The organism is Psychrobacter cryohalolentis K5 (assembly GCF_000013905.1).
Taxonomy (GTDB): domain Bacteria; phylum Pseudomonadota; class Gammaproteobacteria; order Pseudomonadales; family Moraxellaceae; genus Psychrobacter; species Psychrobacter cryohalolentis.
In genome coordinates this window covers 1,110,138-1,125,974 of sequence record NC_007969.1, presented here as the reverse complement: position 1 = coordinate 1,125,974, position 15,837 = coordinate 1,110,138, and the positions used below count along the sequence as shown (strand labels likewise).

Sequence of the window (15,837 nt, the reverse complement as noted above, 5' to 3'; positions counted from 1 at the left end):
AATCCCGGGGCGGTTCAAAATAGATTCTCTCAATACCACATTACCCAACCATATATATCATACCCATCCAACAGTGCTCAGGCTTATCGACAACTTTTGCACTATAGAAAATATGTTCATCCTCTGCACCCATATTATCAATAGTATCTGACATAACTTTGAACTCATCCACTGTAAAATAACGGTTACTTTCCACTTGAAACATCACAGATTTTACGGTTATCTCTTTAGGAATTTGATCAATAATCTGACTAAATACTTTGTCTGATTCAGACACTTCTAATGCACTAGCTTGTATAAATTTAGCAGGTTTCGCAAAATTTATTGCTTCTCTAACATCTCCAAAGTCTATAGCCATCACAGAATAGTCGAAAGTAGTTTCAAACATATTTATTATTTTTTGTACTTCATCAGGCTTGCAAATGATCACGCCATCCACCACATCAAAATCATCAATAGTTTGTTCAGTGGTTTGCAAAACGAGTAAGAACTCTAATGCTGCTTTGAACTTTAAATCAATTAGTGCTTTTTCATTCCAATCATCACTAATAAGAACAAACCCGAAAAAGGATAAGCCATAATTCTTTTCCAAGGGGCTATATAACGAAGTGAAAGCCATACGCTCTATATATAACGTTTCATTTTCATTATGATACTTATCCATAAGAGTCGTGGGTAGCTGATTGCTTAAGTGAGTAGGAATATTTAGCGAACTCAAACTGATTAGCCTAGCAAAGCTCTCAGGAAGTTGCTTAACCTCATCACTAGTAATCGTCAATCGCTCTAACTGACTTAATTGACCTATAGACTCTGGCAAACGTTCAAGCGCTTTGCAGTTTAGGGCTAAATGGGTTAGGTTGTGTAAGTAACCAATACTTTCAGGCAGCTCAGTAATCTGGTCAGAGCAGATCTCCAATTCTGTTATCGTCAATAGATGCGCTTCGTTTCGTGGTAAATCCTTTTCAGAAATCCCATACTCATCGGCCCATGTCCACAGCTCTGACATCCATGGTTTTGCAGTAGTAGTATTGTTTGTTATCATTTTAAACTTCCTGTTAAAGTTGAGAATCAACTCTTCGTTAAATAATTTAAGATCACATTATTAATAACTGAATCTTAATCTCCATATAACTCTAACGCACTATGTAAGCGCTCTAGAATTACGGTTTTTAGCACTGGTGGCTCAATGACAACAGACAACTGTGACATACTTACCAGCCAATCTTGCAGACGAAGCGTATTGGCAACAGTGGCACTGACTTGATTCCAAGTGTCATCGATAGCAATAATTTTTTGATCTATCGATAACGGACGCTCGTATAAATGCTGACAGGCATATCTTTGTACCTCTAAAACCAGTTTGATCTGTGCACTATCAGTCGGCTCTAACCTACCCAGTTTATGCAAATGCTCTAATGAAAAAGTATCTCGCCCTACCCAGTCAGGTATCGGCTTATCTATGACTACTGCCTCGGTAATACGATTGATTGCAAAATTACGATGCGCTTTTAACAGTGCTTCATCATCGATATGATCATCAGTAGGATCAAAGCCTGTGAGATAAACCATATTGTCGATGAAGATAAGCCCTTTGGGATATACCACTCTTACAGCTGACTCTCCTGCCCATTTCTTTTGATAGATTATCCGTAGTTGATGATTTTGTAGCAAAGCTTGATGAATACTTGCAACCACCTCATTATTAAGCGTCGGTGCTTGCACAATACTAGGTAAAGTGATGAGATAATCTTGCCATTGCCCAAGCTTACTTTGATGGAAACCATCCTTATTGTGCCGGCCTAATTGGGTGAGCTTATCTGTGATTCCTTGTTTAAAAGACACTGGTAAATAGTTTGCGGTATATTTATCAAGCATCTCCCAAAAGAACACTGTTTGCTCGTTAAGAACGTCGATACTAAAGCTCGGTTCAATATAAAAGCGTGCTGTTTGTCCGCTGATATTTTGCCCCCATTCCGGTACTCGAACTAATGCATCACTATAAAAAATACCGTTAAAGATTTGATTTAAGCCAATCAGATCGTTCTCTAAGTTTTTACGCTCATTAGCGAAATTATCTGGATTATCACCATAACCAATCATCAACTCTGTCAGTGACACAGCATCCGCTTCACTACGAGGCAGACATTGATATAAAGCAAATAGACGTGTCGACTTTGTATAGCTGGCGATTGGATGCGTGGACATAGTATTTACTCTATTACGTGATGAGCTCATCACTTTATTATTAAGATAAATGTTCAATCAAAACGAACCACAATTGCGGTGCCATTATCATAAGCATTGCCATCGGAGTCATAGACCTGATTTTTAAGAGTGATGAGCCACTCCTGCAAATCTGTCTGTGCACTGACAGTTTGCCAGTTATGACTTGGCACTAAGTCATGAATACCATCCGTACAAACCAAGAGACAGTCGCCACTATTAACATCAATAGTGCAAGAGTTGGCTTCTGGTGCTTCACTGCTTATATAGCTGTCATCAGTGGTTAAGGCAAAGCACTCAGTAATGCTATACAGACTCCCCGCCATTCCTTCTCGGTTATAGTCAGAAAACTCCGCTTGCCGACCTTGCTCCTGTGCCTGCTGATCAATGAGTTCATTTAGCAAGTTATGATCACGAGTCAGACATTGCCATTGTGACGTGCCTTCGGGTAGCCAGTAAACACGACTATCCCCTACATGGGTTATCGTTGCCTTTACTAAGCCTTCACTATTTACTTCTCCCACTACCATCGCGAGGGTTGCCGCTGCATCATGACGCTTAGATGAATGTTTGGCTTGATTAATCAGCTGATGAATACTGTCTGAACGGATGCTCTTCCGCTCACTCCATAACCGGCTAATTGCTTTCACCACTGCCTTTGAGCAGTGCTGTGAATGATTAGAGCTTGCCACACCATCAGACACTGCTAAGCAAAAAGGAGATGCCACTGGTGTCACTGCCATCACCCCTAAGTCTTCTTGATACCAATTGTCCAAAAAGAAAAAAGCATCTTGTTGTAGGTCATTACTGGCATTACCTTGGAAGGTGATTGCACAGGCTTGTGCTATAGAGAGATTAGCTTTTGAAGGACTGTTATTTAGGGAAGCAGTCATAACGATAAGCCTATGTGTTTATCATAGTAGCTATCATAACAAGCAACCTAGAAATATATATTCTAGGTTAGAATATAAAATTAGTTAAATATCAGGCGATTTAATCAATAATTGTAGTATCGGTTATTCTTCCCCATGATACGTCGCCTCATCCATCCAGATAATGGGATCTTCGCACAGGTGAACTAAGTGATACCAAATATCTTCACTGCGGGCAATACGGTGATGACCATTCTCAAAATACTCCACCTCCCAGCTGTCAGGTAAATTCACTAACGTTCGTCTAGCGACGGCCACATCCAAAGACTCATCATCGACCTCTATCATCACTCGTACCATTTCAGTATTTGAGGTGGGAAAAGACAATTTCATATCAGCGACTTGCGGAATACGATCGGCTAATACCTCACTAGGATAAATGCAGGGCGCAATCAATAGCGCACGCAGATTGTATTTATGCGCAAAATGATTGGCAAACCATCCACCAAGTGAGTGCCCTGCTAATACTACTCGCGGATACTGCTTCATTTTTTCTTGAATTAATATGTCATAAATATTGAAAATCTCTTCGAAATCATCTCTATAATTGACGGTTTGGCAATATTTGGGCTCACGTTTAATACAGGTGTATTTATTGGTCTCACAGCTTGAATCAAGACCGTGAAAGAATAGTAAAAATGTGTCGTTATTTTCAATGGGAAACATCATGGCTTTCTCCTTTTTTAATTATTAGCCATCCACTCTTTATACAAATCTAAAATCTCCGCGCAAGCCTCCACCGGAATATTCTTAGCAAAGCCCACGTTAAACCAGAAATCATAAACGGCTTGGATAATCTCTTCTACCGCATCAGCATCGCTAGGCTTTAGCTCTTGTAATTTACGGGCAATGTCTTTTGCCTGTATATCAGACTCGTTATAGGGCGCGCTCCAGCCCACACAATAACGGTACAGTACATCATTAATAGCCAGTATAAATATGGCATTAGTCACACCAAGAGACTGGATCAGACTATCTAATACCCAACAGCGTTCTTCATACACTGAAGGCTCTATCGGTATCTCACCTCGCTCAGACATACAGTCACAACTGACCATATGTGAGGGCTTACTAAAGTCATCCCACAATAGTGGATAGCTCTGACCAATCCCACCTTTTTCAACCACGTTAAAGCGCCAAATACCATAATGGGTATCAAGCCCCTTAAACGGAACATGAATAAAGTGCTGTATCAAATAATCACTGTCATAAATGATATGAGTACTATCAATACGCACGCCTTGATTGGGAAGTACGTCAGTGTATAACCGGTCCATATCATTGCTATAAAACGTCACTTTATTTAGATTTTCAACACTGACATCACCGAGCTTGGCACCCGCTTCATTTAAGTTCTGATATAGCTTAAATGGCGCTACAAAGTGTAGCGTCTGATCGGTATTATTAACAAAATAGATATCATCTTCATAATCGTTAATAGACACGCTAGTCAGATAGAACAACGGAATTTTAAGTGGTGGGGATTTACCATCATTCGGTAGTGACGGTAAACTTGATATTCTTGATACACCTGACCACTGTACATTGTCTATGCGTTTTTTCTCGAAAATACATTTTGTATTCGTCATAGGATTGTCCTTATTATTTTAAAGGTAGTTTGCTAGTAGCGTTTTTTAATTATGGTAGTCAAAGCTTTAAGTCAGCCGTGTCTACTCGCAGCTTTTTGAGCAACGTTGTAGGGGCAAGATGAGTGAGTTAATTTTTTTAAGCTTATTTTTTTGACAAAAAGAGGTTTATTACCAGCATTTTTATGCGGGCTACGTTTGATTGCTTATGTTTATTGATAATTAGAATGGTAGTAGTTAATATCAATTAAGAGCTTTTTAATGTTAACGAAAATAGCAGAGCTATAAGGTGAAGCGTTGCGCTTCGAGGCTTAACTCTATGTCACGATGTTTCGTTATTTCTTCCTAACTCAATAACTATAGTATAAAAACCAGTGGAAAGAAAGGGAATAAAATAGGGTGTACGACAACTACTGTCGCTTAGCCATAATAAAATCTCCCAAGTTAATTTCTACAGATTTGACAATAGAGGTCAAAAAAAATTTAGCCTATAAAACGCCAATACAGATGTGGTTTGATTACTATCGTCAGGCTGCGTAACTAAAATCTCCCAAATTTGTTTCTACGGATTTGACAGCAGGGATCATTAGAGCAGTCTGCTTAAATATGCGTACCATCAACTAGCGCTTTTATTATTCGACCATTCCACCGGTTTATAAGCTCAGTATAATAAAAACGAAAACGATCACCTTATTTTGTCTGTTGTATTGCCTTACACAATTGACGCCGACGCTCTTGCACAGCGTTATAGCGATGAGCTTTAACCAACTCAATCTCTTCATGAGTCTGGATTAGATCAGACGGTAGAATAAGCGCTTCACCCATATTGATCGTATCGACATACATAGCATTACCTGTGAGAATTGAACGCAATACTTTATTCGCATCACTCTCAAGAAGACTGTCAATCACAGCAGCGCATCTATCAACGTCTGCTAGCTGTAGCTTAATCACCATCTGAGCGTCGTAATAAGACTTAGGATTACCATTAATGACTGCTAGACACCATAACGCTACTAATACTTCAGGGCTAGCAACAGGTACATCAGCCACACCAAATATCTCTTTAGGTATGGGCCGATTAACTGTAAGACCTTTAGGGGCGCGTTGAAATGAAAGTTCGAGAGGATATTTTTTAGTCTCATCACTATCATCTTTGACGGCAATGATGAGCTGTTGGTAGGCATTCCATATAAAATCAATCCCATGTTCTTTAAGGACGCTTTCAAGTTTACAGCAGTCACTTTCAGAGATCATGAAATTAATGTTGTTGGTCGCACGAGGAGGTGCATACTCTGAGTATGCCACTGTGCCAATAATCACATACTTAATGTTTTCTTCTGACAGAACATAGATGAGCTGTTTAAATAAATTTTGGAATTTATTCATTCGGTCATCTGATTCAAACAACCTTAAAATTTCCATTGACTCACTCATATCTAGCTGCCAAGTTTTATATCAGTTATTGTCAATTTATACTCACCTTTAATCAACCTAGCTTCAAATTTACTTAATACAAAAAGTGAGAACTCAAAATGCTATAAATTTTTAAGCTATGCCGAGATCAAAATTTAATTTTGCTCAACACCAATAACTTGTAATAGCTGCTCTCTAATCTCAATTGCAGTCGCTGCTAGATCGACAGTAGCGAACTGAATTTTATGATTTTGCATGACGATGTACTCATTAACGTTTTTACCTACAGAGGGATGAAGTAGTAATCCGGAAGCAGTTTCATTGAGTAGGTCGCCATTACCTTCTTGCGATCTTAAATAGGCGTACATCTGATATAGATAACCACTACGTAAGGTTTCATCTCTATACCAACCATTGATTACGACAGCGTTGAACTTAGTATCAATGACTAAGCGATGTCCTAATTCCATATCATCTATTAAGATATCTGTTCTCATGTTAGGAAGTATCTTATCAATGCCTAAGCTCTTATCCTTTATTTGCCATCTCAGAGTTTTGCCAGCGCTTATACGATAGCTCTGCTTTGACAAGACCGTGTCATAGAACCCAGCAACTCCTTTTTCAAAAAGCTTACGAAGCCAGGGTAAATTATCTCTCTCTGGTGAGTTTAACTGCTTTGTACCTTCAAACTCAGTCGGTAGCGCAAGATTAAAAGCTAGATGAGCGGCGGTAACCATAGGTTGATCTTCAGCATCATGCCGTCCAAAGCGATCTACTGAGACTTGACTGCGACTTGGACGTGTCTGACTGACTCCCATGCGCCTTAAGCGAACATCTAGTGATCGACACCTATGAGCTAAATCCTTATTTTTTACAATCTTAGAAATACTCTCTAAGGCAGCACGGACATATCTATTACGCGAGGTATCAAGGGTTAACTCATCAAAATGACAAGCGACTTTACCACGATCAAGCAATCTATTTCTCTCAGTGCTAAGCAGATCTATTCTACCTCGGACACGATTGAGCACAGCATCTCGAGACTGATAACTATAACTCAAATTACGCTGAATCCGATGCTCAACTCGTCGACAGAGCATTTCTGCAATTAGGTCTGGAATATCATCAGGATTATTTTCAACTGAAATCTTAGCCGCTTCAAACTCTCTATACATATCCGAGGCATAAAGCATAAGCAGCCAAAGGTTGCGTATAGGTATTTTGCCTATAGACTTGATCTCATCATAATATTCAGACAGCGAATCTATTTCAATAGACATAGACTTACAGACCTTCAATCAAGCGTTTCTGCGCTTTTTGCGACTTCTCAAGATCATCAAACCAGTACTCATCCAGTAAAGGACCAATCTCCGTCTGTACCACCTCACTAAACCATTCCTTAGCATCCGTTATATTCATCCCAACGGCTGGCGTGACATAGCTATGGCCTATTTGAAACTGAGCACCAAGACTGGTATCTGCAGCAATATCCTCATTTAGAGCCCTGATGCGACTGTCAATTGCATTTAAAATCGTTGAATCAATGCCATTTTTGGATTGAACCCAATCATGCCATGGCTTGCCTAATGTTGGCTCAAGATCAATAAAAGCAAACCGACGACGTAGCGCAAGATCAACCAAGGCCAGCGAACGGTCAGCTATATTCATTGTGCCTATGACATATAAATTACTGGGAATATAAACACGTTCACCATCGAACTTTCTATAAGACAGCTCTAACGCTTCGTCTGGGGTTCTTTTATCGGTTTCAAGTAGTGTGAGCATCTCACCGAACACTTGAGCAGGGTTACCTCGGTTAATCTCTTCGATGACAATAACGTACTTTGATTCAGGATCATCAATAGCGGCTTTGATCATTTCCATAAAAGGACCGTCTACCAATGTCAGCTTGCCCTCACCTGATGGACGCCAACCTCTAATAAAATCTTCATAAGACAAATTAGGATGAAATTGCACGGCTCGTATTTTGCTATCGTCACGCTGACCCATTAAAGCAAAGGCTAATCTTTTAGCCAACCAAGTTTTACCAGTACCGGGAGGCCCTTGTAGTATTAGATTTTTCTTAGCTCGAAAACGTTTGAGTATCATCTCAATCTTAGCTTTAGGCAAAAAACACCCATCAGATGTAATATTAGTAGCAGAGTAAGTATCAGGGACTGTTTGAATATCAAGCTCAGAATAGGTTGAAACATCAAGATCACTGGTCATATTTACATTCAGCAAGCGATACACTCCTTTACTAAGTGACTCCAAACTTCCATTTTTAGCCATTTCTCTTAAAACATATTTAATATCTCTTTTCACGTCACTGTTCTTAGGATATCTTTGTTCAAGATCCTTAGTAAACCTTTTTAAAAATTCATCTACCGTAAATTCATTAAACTGCTTGTCATGACAGAGCTGTTTCACTTGAGATGGAATAATATATTTCCAGTTATTTTTAGATATCTTCTCCAAATCATTAGGCTGATACTTATCTGCTACAAGCGAGAGTTCAGGAAAAGAATGTACAGGATAAGTTTCTTCTAAAAATCTGGTTTCAAAACTCTCTAACAACTTTAAATAATCATTAGCATCACAGCGTGCTTTTGGACCGTTTTTATTGATTTCGATATCAAGCTTTTTATTGATGTATTCTTGAGATTGTCTATCTAGCGTTAAGAATTTCCAAGGCCTAATCCAATATAGACCCATAGTGAGATTCCAACCCACTCTATGGCAGTGCGTTGCTTTATCATATGCAGCCATAAACTGGAATCTATCATCTTCAATTTCACCGTCTAAGTCGGCAAATGCGATGGCTTGAGCAAACACCTCCCATAGAATATCTATATCATCTGGATGACGCTTATAGCTATAACTAAAAAACCATGTCCTTTGGTTGTTAACTATAGGAATGCCATCAAAAGATTCAGGAACAGGCTCTGTTAAATCAAGTAGTTCAGCCAATGCTTTAGCTATAATTTTGCGATTATCGTCAGTGATTCCACGATTAAAAAGAGCCATGACTGTAAAAGGACATATATCTTTTAATAATCCTCCTTCGACACCCTCTTCGTATTGGTCGTTAAGAATAGACATGACATTACTTGTTTCAGATATTTTATGAATACCGGTGACAAGCTCATCACGACGATAGCGAAAGGCAAGAAGCTTAGAGGCCATTTCTTCATAGAAAGTTGTCCACTCAAAAGCGGAATGCTCTGAAGGTGAATCGCCAAATCTTTCAAGCCAATAAGGATTATTACGGAACATATCTATGTCTTGAGCTTTACCGTCAAATGCAAAATCAATCAAATTAACTCTTAACGCAGTCTCAGGAATGACTCTCCAAACTGTATTTCGACTAGTGAAAAAATACCATTCTTTAGCAATAAAGCTGTTGTCCCAATCTACTTTTAAAAGGTTACCGTCACCTACATTCTCAATAACGGTACCGATAGCCTTAATTAACATCACAGAAACTGTGTGGCCTCGATTATCAAAAGGTAGTTCGTTTTTTCTAGTATAGGTTGATTTAATAGCGATCCTATCACCAGCCTCAATAGACTTTACTGAATCAATCTGATTGGCTTCAGGATTAACCTCCCAGATACCTGTTTCAACAAATCGAGACGTTTGGTCTATCCCATTATATACAGCACCAACAAACCAATAAGAATTTACATCTATTGCTTCAAAATTTTCAGTCATCATAAAATCCTGTTAATGTTATACTTTCTGATTAAAGTATTCTATTTAATATCTGATTACGCGTAAGTGTCTAAGATACCATTTATTTAAAATAAAAATTAGTAGATGTTTTAAAATATCAACCACAGCCGCAGCTAAATGAATAGTAACAAACTAAATTTTATAGTTTTGCATCACAATATACTGATTAAAATTCTCTACAAGCAGTGAAGATAAACTCTGATCTCCAGTACCAAGACTAAATACATGATTAAAATGAATAATATAAGTTTTGATATGGTCAAAAATTCTGATGGACAAGTATGATGAGTGCCATTTTTTTAAAGATTTGATCCAAAGAACATCAAGAATGAATAGGTATAAATCAATTTAATTAATATAAAATTAGATTAACAACAATATAAATAATTTATCAAAAATATAGATTATATTTTTTTAACTTGGCTTAATAACATACTAATGATAATATAATTTAAAATTATTTTCTCAATTCAGAATCAATTATACAAGGGACTCAGCATGCTAAACAACAGTATTCAACAGACTGAAACGTGGATGGAAGAAATCTGGAAGTGGGCGGATGAGAATGATTTATCCGAACAAGATATACCTCGTAATGCCAGCGACTTAATTAATCTACAAAAATTTAGCAGTGTTGTTTATGAATCTGATAGTAGTCGAACTTTTAGGTACATAAACCCACTACCTAAAGCTTTTTCAAACTTAAAAAAACTAAAATATCTTGACTTAAGCAATTCAGATTTAAAGTCAGTTCCTGCATTTTTAATGAAATTAAATGAACTTGAAACTCTCAAGTTAAATAATAATAAGATAAGCATTTTACCAAAAAGTATAAATAAATTAAAAGGGCTAAAATATTTAGACGTTAGTACTAATATAAAAATTAAATCTTTACCTGAGAGTATTTCTGAGTTAGAAAATTTAGAGCACCTTAATTTAAAAAATAACTATAATTTAAAAAAACTTCCTGATCTTATAGGCAATCTCGAAAATCTTAATCTTTTACACTATAGCTCTAATTCAATAGAAATATTACCCCAAAGCATTAATCATTTAAAAAATTTAACTAGTATAGAAATTGGGAGCTACTCAAAAGATAAATTTCCAGATTTTATCTTGAATCAAAAAAAATTATCGAATCTAGCTTTTTACATTAATTTTTTTGATACATTTAATATTTCAAATACACTTGAAATCGTCACTCAGTTTCAATATTTAGAAAGACTACGCCTATCAGGCCTTGATATCAAAACAATCCCTGATAACTTTAAGGATCTAAAAAATATAAAATATTTAGACCTTGATTCAAATTACAATATGAAAATAAATAACTCTCTTTTTGATTTACCTTCCTTAGAATATTTGAACTTACGAAATTGTAATTTAAAAAAACTATCTAAAAATATTGAAAATTTAACCAACCTTAAGTCTCTTAACCTAGAATGTAATGAACTCATAGAACTCCCAAGCAATATAGGAAACTTACAACTTTTAGAAAAATTAGATATTTATAACAATAAAATTAAATATCTGCCTGAGAATATAGGATCACTTAAAAATTTAGTTGATCTAATAATTACTGATAATAAACTGAAATGTTTACCTGACTCAATTAGCTCATTGTCAAACTTAAGTTATTTAGATTGTAGTTATAACAAATTAACTACTTTACCTGACTCAATAGGTTTGATGTCAAATCTTAAAAAATTAGACTGTAGTTATAACGAATTGACTACTTTACCTGACTCAATAAGCTCATTGTCAAACTTAAGTCATTTGAATTGTAGATCTAACAAACTAACTACTTTACCTGATTCCATAAATAAGCTATGTTTTATTGAAAAGATATATATTGACGATAATCCAATCACTACATTGCCTAATAGCATGAATGAAATTAATAGCTTGAAAGAGTTTTGGATTCCTGTTAATGATAATGCGCTAAGTTCACAGGTTTTAAATGTTTTATCTCAGATGATCAACGTTAGTATAATTGGCCTTAATGAAAATCTTGAAATGATCAATAACAATGGTGAAAAAAATAATGTAGTAACGATCCAAATTAATGGCACTGGTGTAGAGACTTTTGGAGGTACTGTGGATTTTAAAACTTATCAATATTTTGAAGATAACGGTATAGATCTTAATGAATACAATCATGATGTTACTTTTGACTTAGATGAATTAGATATCTCAGATGAACATAATTTTGGAGGAATGGGTCTTGAACAAACGGATGATTTATGGCATATAAACGGTGCATATTTAGACATTGATGATAATGAGATTGAAGTTATCGATGGTAATAATTCATGTATCTGGCAAAGCTCTTTAAGTTCGAAGGATCTAAAGGATCAAGGTGTTAAAATAATATGCGATGGTGATTTTGACGAAATTGTGAATGAATTACCAACACCATTAGCTGTTATAGCTGGTAGGTATGTTTCAAATGGTGTCATTTTTAAGACCAAAATTAAATTAACTGAAAAATTCGATGCAAGTAAACTAGTTATTTATTATCACGAAGACGATGGAATTGATGTTATTAAAATGATTAAATACGACGGTAAAATAATAGAAGATGAGTCAAGTTCTTCATATGGACAAAGACAAGAATTGTCTTGGTTTGTCATTATATAACCCTGTTAATATCGTATTTTCTGATTATAGTATTCGATAACTACTTAGGCTATAGAGCGTAAAACCTGAATTGATGAGTAATAATTTTTGGCTAATACTTAAAAACAATACTCATCGTTGCTTGATATTTTGAGAACTTAATGTGCTAAAAAATCACTTTGTTTGTAAGAGATACTGTTTTTAAAAATTCATGATATTTAAAAACGCGCTTAGCAAAATTGAGGATTTCACTAAGCGCACTATAAATATTTTGATAGGACTTCATTCTAAAAAATATTAAATACCCTACTATCCAATGACTTCCCAAGAATATTCAGATCCTGAACCAGAAGTACTACTATTGCCGTTTTCAAGCTCAGTATCATTGTATTCAATTTTCTTAATAATACGTCCGCTTTCATCTTCATGGTAGTAGATAGTCAGGTTATTTGGATCAAAATTTTCAATATCCTGAAGTTGAGTCTCAAAAGTACAACCTTGTTGGAAAATTCTACCAATCATGACAACTGTCTTTAAATCTAAGCTATCAAAAATATCTTCTTGACTTGAAACGCAAATCAACTTAATACCTTGCGATTCAAGCGATTCAGTATCACAGTTCGAACTCCAGATTGTATCTTCAGAACCGTTCACCAACTCAATTTGAGTATCTTCTGTTAAATAAGCGCCGTTGACATGCCATAGATTATCGACTTCATATAATCCATACCCGCCAAAGTTATGCTCCTCTGGAACTTGGCAGTCATCATTACCCCACTCAGCATCATTACTATAACTTTCAAGATCTATATCATTATCTTCGAAGTATTGATACGTTGCAGCCTCTACAGTACCAGCAAAGGTCTCTACCCCATAACCATTTACCTGAAGAAATCTTGAAGTATCATTTTCATTAGAGATGTTTGAAGTTGAATAATCTGATTCATCAACCTCATCAACCTCATCAACTCCATCAACGTAAACGTCTAAATTTTTTAGAAAACTTAATACAGGTTTCGAAATAGCTTTAAGAGGGTTACCATAGACACTCATTGATTCTAAATTCTCCATACCTATAATACTTTCAGGAAGAGAATTCAACTTGTTGTTATCTAATTCCAAATATTCTAATTTAATTAAATTCGATAAATCAGGTAAAGACTTTAAAGAATTAGAAGCTAAATATAAATATTTTAAATTTTCCATTTTATTTATGCTTTCAGATAATGTTTTTAAACTGTTTTCATTTAAAGATAGTATTTCTAGATTCTTAATACCTGCAACACTCTCAGGGAATTCTGTGAGTTTTCTATTATGTGTAATTGTTAAATTTGTTAGACATGACAAGTGACTCATGTTTTCAGGTAGTTTTTTTATTTCCATACCACATAAAGTGAGATTCTGTAAATTATTAAGTTCTACTAAGCTATCAGGAATTTCTGTAATTTTTCCAGTATATTCTATACTTAAATCTATCAATTTTGATAACTGACCAATACTACTAGGTAATTTTTTAAAGTTATTACCTTTTAAATAGAGTGTCTCTAAATTTTTAAGTTTATTAATATTTTCAGAAATTTCTGTGAGTTTCATATTATCTACTATAGTCAAACTTAATAAACTTGATAATTGAAAAATATTTTCAGGTAATTTCTTAATATTTATGTATCCTAAACTAAGGCTTTCTAAATTCTTAAGATTGCCAATACTTTCAGGAATATCGATCGATTTTTCAATATTACTAATGTTTAGCTCTCTTAAACTAAATAATTTTCCAATACTATCTGGTAATTTTTTAACACTATTACCTCCTAAACTAAGATATTCTAAAATATTTAAATTTCCAATACTTTCAGGAAATTCGGTGATATTATTATTATAATTAATAGTTAAATTTGTTAAATTTAACAACTGACCAATACTTTCTGGTAATTTTTTAAAACCACTATTCTCTAAAGTAAGGCTTTCTAAATTCCCAAGGTCTTTAATACTTTCAGGAAGATCAATTATGTTTTCAAGATCTTCAATAGTTAAATATTTTAATTTTGATAGCTGACCAATACTTTCTGGTAATTTTGTTATCCCCATGTATCCTAAAGTAAGGCTTTCTAGGTTTTCAAGGCCTCCAAGACTTTCAGGAAGTTCAGTTAAGTTATAGTTACCGTTAATGGTTAGGTATATTAAGTTTGATAGCTGCCCGAAACTATCTGGTAATTTTTTAAGTCCATTTCCTCTCAACTGAAGTTCTTCCAAATTTTCAAGATTACCCATGCTTTTAGGAAGTTCAGTTAGTTTATCATTACTGCTAATTACTAATTGCTTCAGTTTAGATAATTCACCGATACTGTTTGGTAATTTTTTTACTTTACTTCCTTCTAGTGCGAAAGTTACTAAACTCTTAAGATTTCCAATACTTTCAGGTATTGTACTTATTTCATCATTGTAACTAATTTCCAGTACTTCTAACTTAATTAATTTTTTTGGCTTTCTAGGGATAATATCTTTTTCAATATTAAATTTATCTGCCCAATCCCAAATCTCTTGCATCCATTCTTCATTATTTGAGTCAGCTACGTTTTTCATTATAAATCCCTTTATTAAATGAAATTAGTTTTTGTTTGTCCGCTATGATCGGCTTATAGAAATTTAAGTAGCAATTATCCAAAACTTCAAATTGACTGATTTTCTCCTTTAGCTAATGAACCTATATTAATAGGGCCACCCTATGATTGTATGTTTTTAAATCTCGAATAGCCATCTTTATACATCGGGCTTTATAATATTTTTCCACTGTAGTGATAATACTTAAAAAATGGTAAAACTAACCAAAAATACCTATATAAAATACATATAGAACTACAAGTACTACCGCAGCAATCACTAGCCATCTTAAAATTGTGAAAGCAATCTGAATAGCAGAGATGCAAACTGCAAAGGGTAATAAAATCAAAGTTAGTAGTTTTCCAAATATACTCTTTTGACTCCATCCCTTCCTGTATACATAATTCGTTAAACTTTCGATATATCCATCAATGAACCCATAATCTGATGTATTACTATTTGCTCTATTACTATATCTGCTAGATTCCCTATCATTCGTTGCATCAGACTCAATGGTCCCTTGAGAGGCAGTAGAAATTGGAGTGCCTAAGATATTACCCCGATTATCGTAAGTATAAATAAGGGTACCGTTTTGAATGCTTACTGTAGAAGCAGTAAACCCTACTAACCTACCTCCTCTAGTAAAAATTGAAACTGGCAAATCTTGGCCTGTTTCATCATACAGGTAAACACTACTACCTCTCTGCACAGCATTAGCTATCATA

General features: G+C 35.2%; 11 protein-coding genes. 1 reads left to right on the top strand and 10 read right to left on the bottom strand.

The genetic code is table 11. The features are described from left to right. Nucleotides 1-40: 40 nt before the first annotated feature. The 8 genes from PCRYO_RS12980 to PCRYO_RS04845 all read right to left on the bottom strand — a co-directional run bounded on the left by PCRYO_RS12980 (nucleotide 41) and on the right by PCRYO_RS04845 (nucleotide 9,874). On the bottom strand, nucleotides 41-1,042 hold the full coding sequence (locus PCRYO_RS12980; protein WP_011513288.1) for a leucine-rich repeat domain-containing protein: 1,002 nt from the start codon (nucleotides 1,040-1,042) through the stop codon (nucleotides 41-43). A 74-nt stretch (nucleotides 1,043-1,116) separates the two neighbouring features. After that, entirely contained in the window at nucleotides 1,117-2,205 is a 1,089-nt protein-coding gene (locus PCRYO_RS04875; RefSeq protein ID WP_105575695.1) for a helix-turn-helix transcriptional regulator, read from the bottom strand. 53 nt (nucleotides 2,206-2,258) lie between these two features. After that, the gene (locus tag PCRYO_RS04870; protein WP_011513286.1) at nucleotides 2,259-3,116 is read right to left on the bottom strand and encodes a PP2C family protein-serine/threonine phosphatase; all 858 of its coding nucleotides are present in this window, start codon (nucleotides 3,114-3,116) and stop codon (nucleotides 2,259-2,261) included. 123 nt (nucleotides 3,117-3,239) lie between these two features. Further along, a complete protein-coding gene (locus PCRYO_RS04865) occupies nucleotides 3,240-3,824 on the bottom strand; it encodes an alpha/beta hydrolase (protein ID WP_011513285.1) in 585 nt (194 codons plus the stop codon). A 14-nt stretch (nucleotides 3,825-3,838) separates the two neighbouring features. Beyond that, nucleotides 3,839-4,744, bottom strand: coding sequence for a hypothetical protein (locus PCRYO_RS04860; RefSeq protein WP_011513284.1), 906 nt, complete (start codon nucleotides 4,742-4,744; stop codon nucleotides 3,839-3,841). A 687-nt stretch (nucleotides 4,745-5,431) separates the two neighbouring features. Then, a complete protein-coding gene (locus PCRYO_RS04855; protein ID WP_146110330.1) occupies nucleotides 5,432-6,178 on the bottom strand; it encodes a hypothetical protein in 747 nt (248 codons plus the stop codon). Nucleotides 6,179-6,312: 134 nt separating this feature from the next. Beyond that, nucleotides 6,313-7,437, bottom strand: coding sequence for a 5-methylcytosine-specific restriction endonuclease system specificity protein McrC (gene mcrC / locus PCRYO_RS04850; protein ID WP_011513282.1), 1,125 nt, complete (start codon nucleotides 7,435-7,437; stop codon nucleotides 6,313-6,315). 4 nt (nucleotides 7,438-7,441) lie between these two features. Then, complete coding sequence (locus PCRYO_RS04845) at nucleotides 7,442-9,874, bottom strand: AAA family ATPase (RefSeq protein ID WP_011513281.1); 2,433 nt, start codon at nucleotides 9,872-9,874, stop codon at nucleotides 7,442-7,444. A 516-nt stretch (nucleotides 9,875-10,390) separates the two neighbouring features. Here PCRYO_RS04845 and PCRYO_RS04840 point away from each other — a divergent pair. After that, nucleotides 10,391-12,532 carry a leucine-rich repeat domain-containing protein gene (locus PCRYO_RS04840; protein WP_011513280.1) on the top strand — a complete coding sequence of 714 codons (2,142 nt, stop codon included), beginning with the start codon at nucleotides 10,391-10,393 and terminating at the stop codon, nucleotides 12,530-12,532. A 288-nt stretch (nucleotides 12,533-12,820) separates the two neighbouring features. Here the strand turns inward: PCRYO_RS04840 and PCRYO_RS04835 are convergent, their stop codons facing one another. Next, nucleotides 12,821-15,094 carry a leucine-rich repeat domain-containing protein gene (locus PCRYO_RS04835; RefSeq protein WP_011513279.1) on the bottom strand — a complete coding sequence of 758 codons (2,274 nt, stop codon included), beginning with the start codon at nucleotides 15,092-15,094 and terminating at the stop codon, nucleotides 12,821-12,823. A 238-nt stretch (nucleotides 15,095-15,332) separates the two neighbouring features. Beyond that, nucleotides 15,333-15,836, bottom strand: a complete 504-nt coding sequence (locus PCRYO_RS04830) for a hypothetical protein (RefSeq protein WP_192941316.1) — start codon at nucleotides 15,834-15,836, stop codon at nucleotides 15,333-15,335. Nucleotide 15,837 lies beyond the last annotated feature (1 nt).

Bases quoted from the DNA above. Each gene is read 5' to 3' on its own strand.
- PCRYO_RS12980 (WP_011513288.1), bottom strand. From the start codon at position 1,042: ATGATAACAAACAATACTACTACTGCAAAACCATGGATGTCAGAGCTG.
- PCRYO_RS04875 (WP_105575695.1), bottom strand. From the start codon at position 2,205: ATGTCCACGCATCCAATCGCCAGCTATACAAAGTCGACACGTCTATTT.
- PCRYO_RS04870 (WP_011513286.1), bottom strand. From the start codon at position 3,116: ATGACTGCTTCCCTAAATAACAGTCCTTCAAAAGCTAATCTCTCTATA.
- PCRYO_RS04865 (WP_011513285.1), bottom strand. From the start codon at position 3,824: ATGATGTTTCCCATTGAAAATAACGACACATTTTTACTATTCTTTCAC.
- PCRYO_RS04860 (WP_011513284.1), bottom strand. From the start codon at position 4,744: ATGACGAATACAAAATGTATTTTCGAGAAAAAACGCATAGACAATGTA.
- PCRYO_RS04855 (WP_146110330.1), bottom strand. From the start codon at position 6,178: ATGAGTGAGTCAATGGAAATTTTAAGGTTGTTTGAATCAGATGACCGA.
- mcrC (WP_011513282.1), bottom strand. From the start codon at position 7,437: ATGTCTATTGAAATAGATTCGCTGTCTGAATATTATGATGAGATCAAG.
- PCRYO_RS04845 (WP_011513281.1), bottom strand. From the start codon at position 9,874: ATGATGACTGAAAATTTTGAAGCAATAGATGTAAATTCTTATTGGTTT.
- PCRYO_RS04840 (WP_011513280.1), top strand. From the start codon at position 10,391: ATGCTAAACAACAGTATTCAACAGACTGAAACGTGGATGGAAGAAATC.
- PCRYO_RS04835 (WP_011513279.1), bottom strand. From the start codon at position 15,094: ATGAAAAACGTAGCTGACTCAAATAATGAAGAATGGATGCAAGAGATT.
- PCRYO_RS04830 (WP_192941316.1), bottom strand. From the start codon at position 15,836: ATGATAGCTAATGCTGTGCAGAGAGGTAGTAGTGTTTACCTGTATGAT.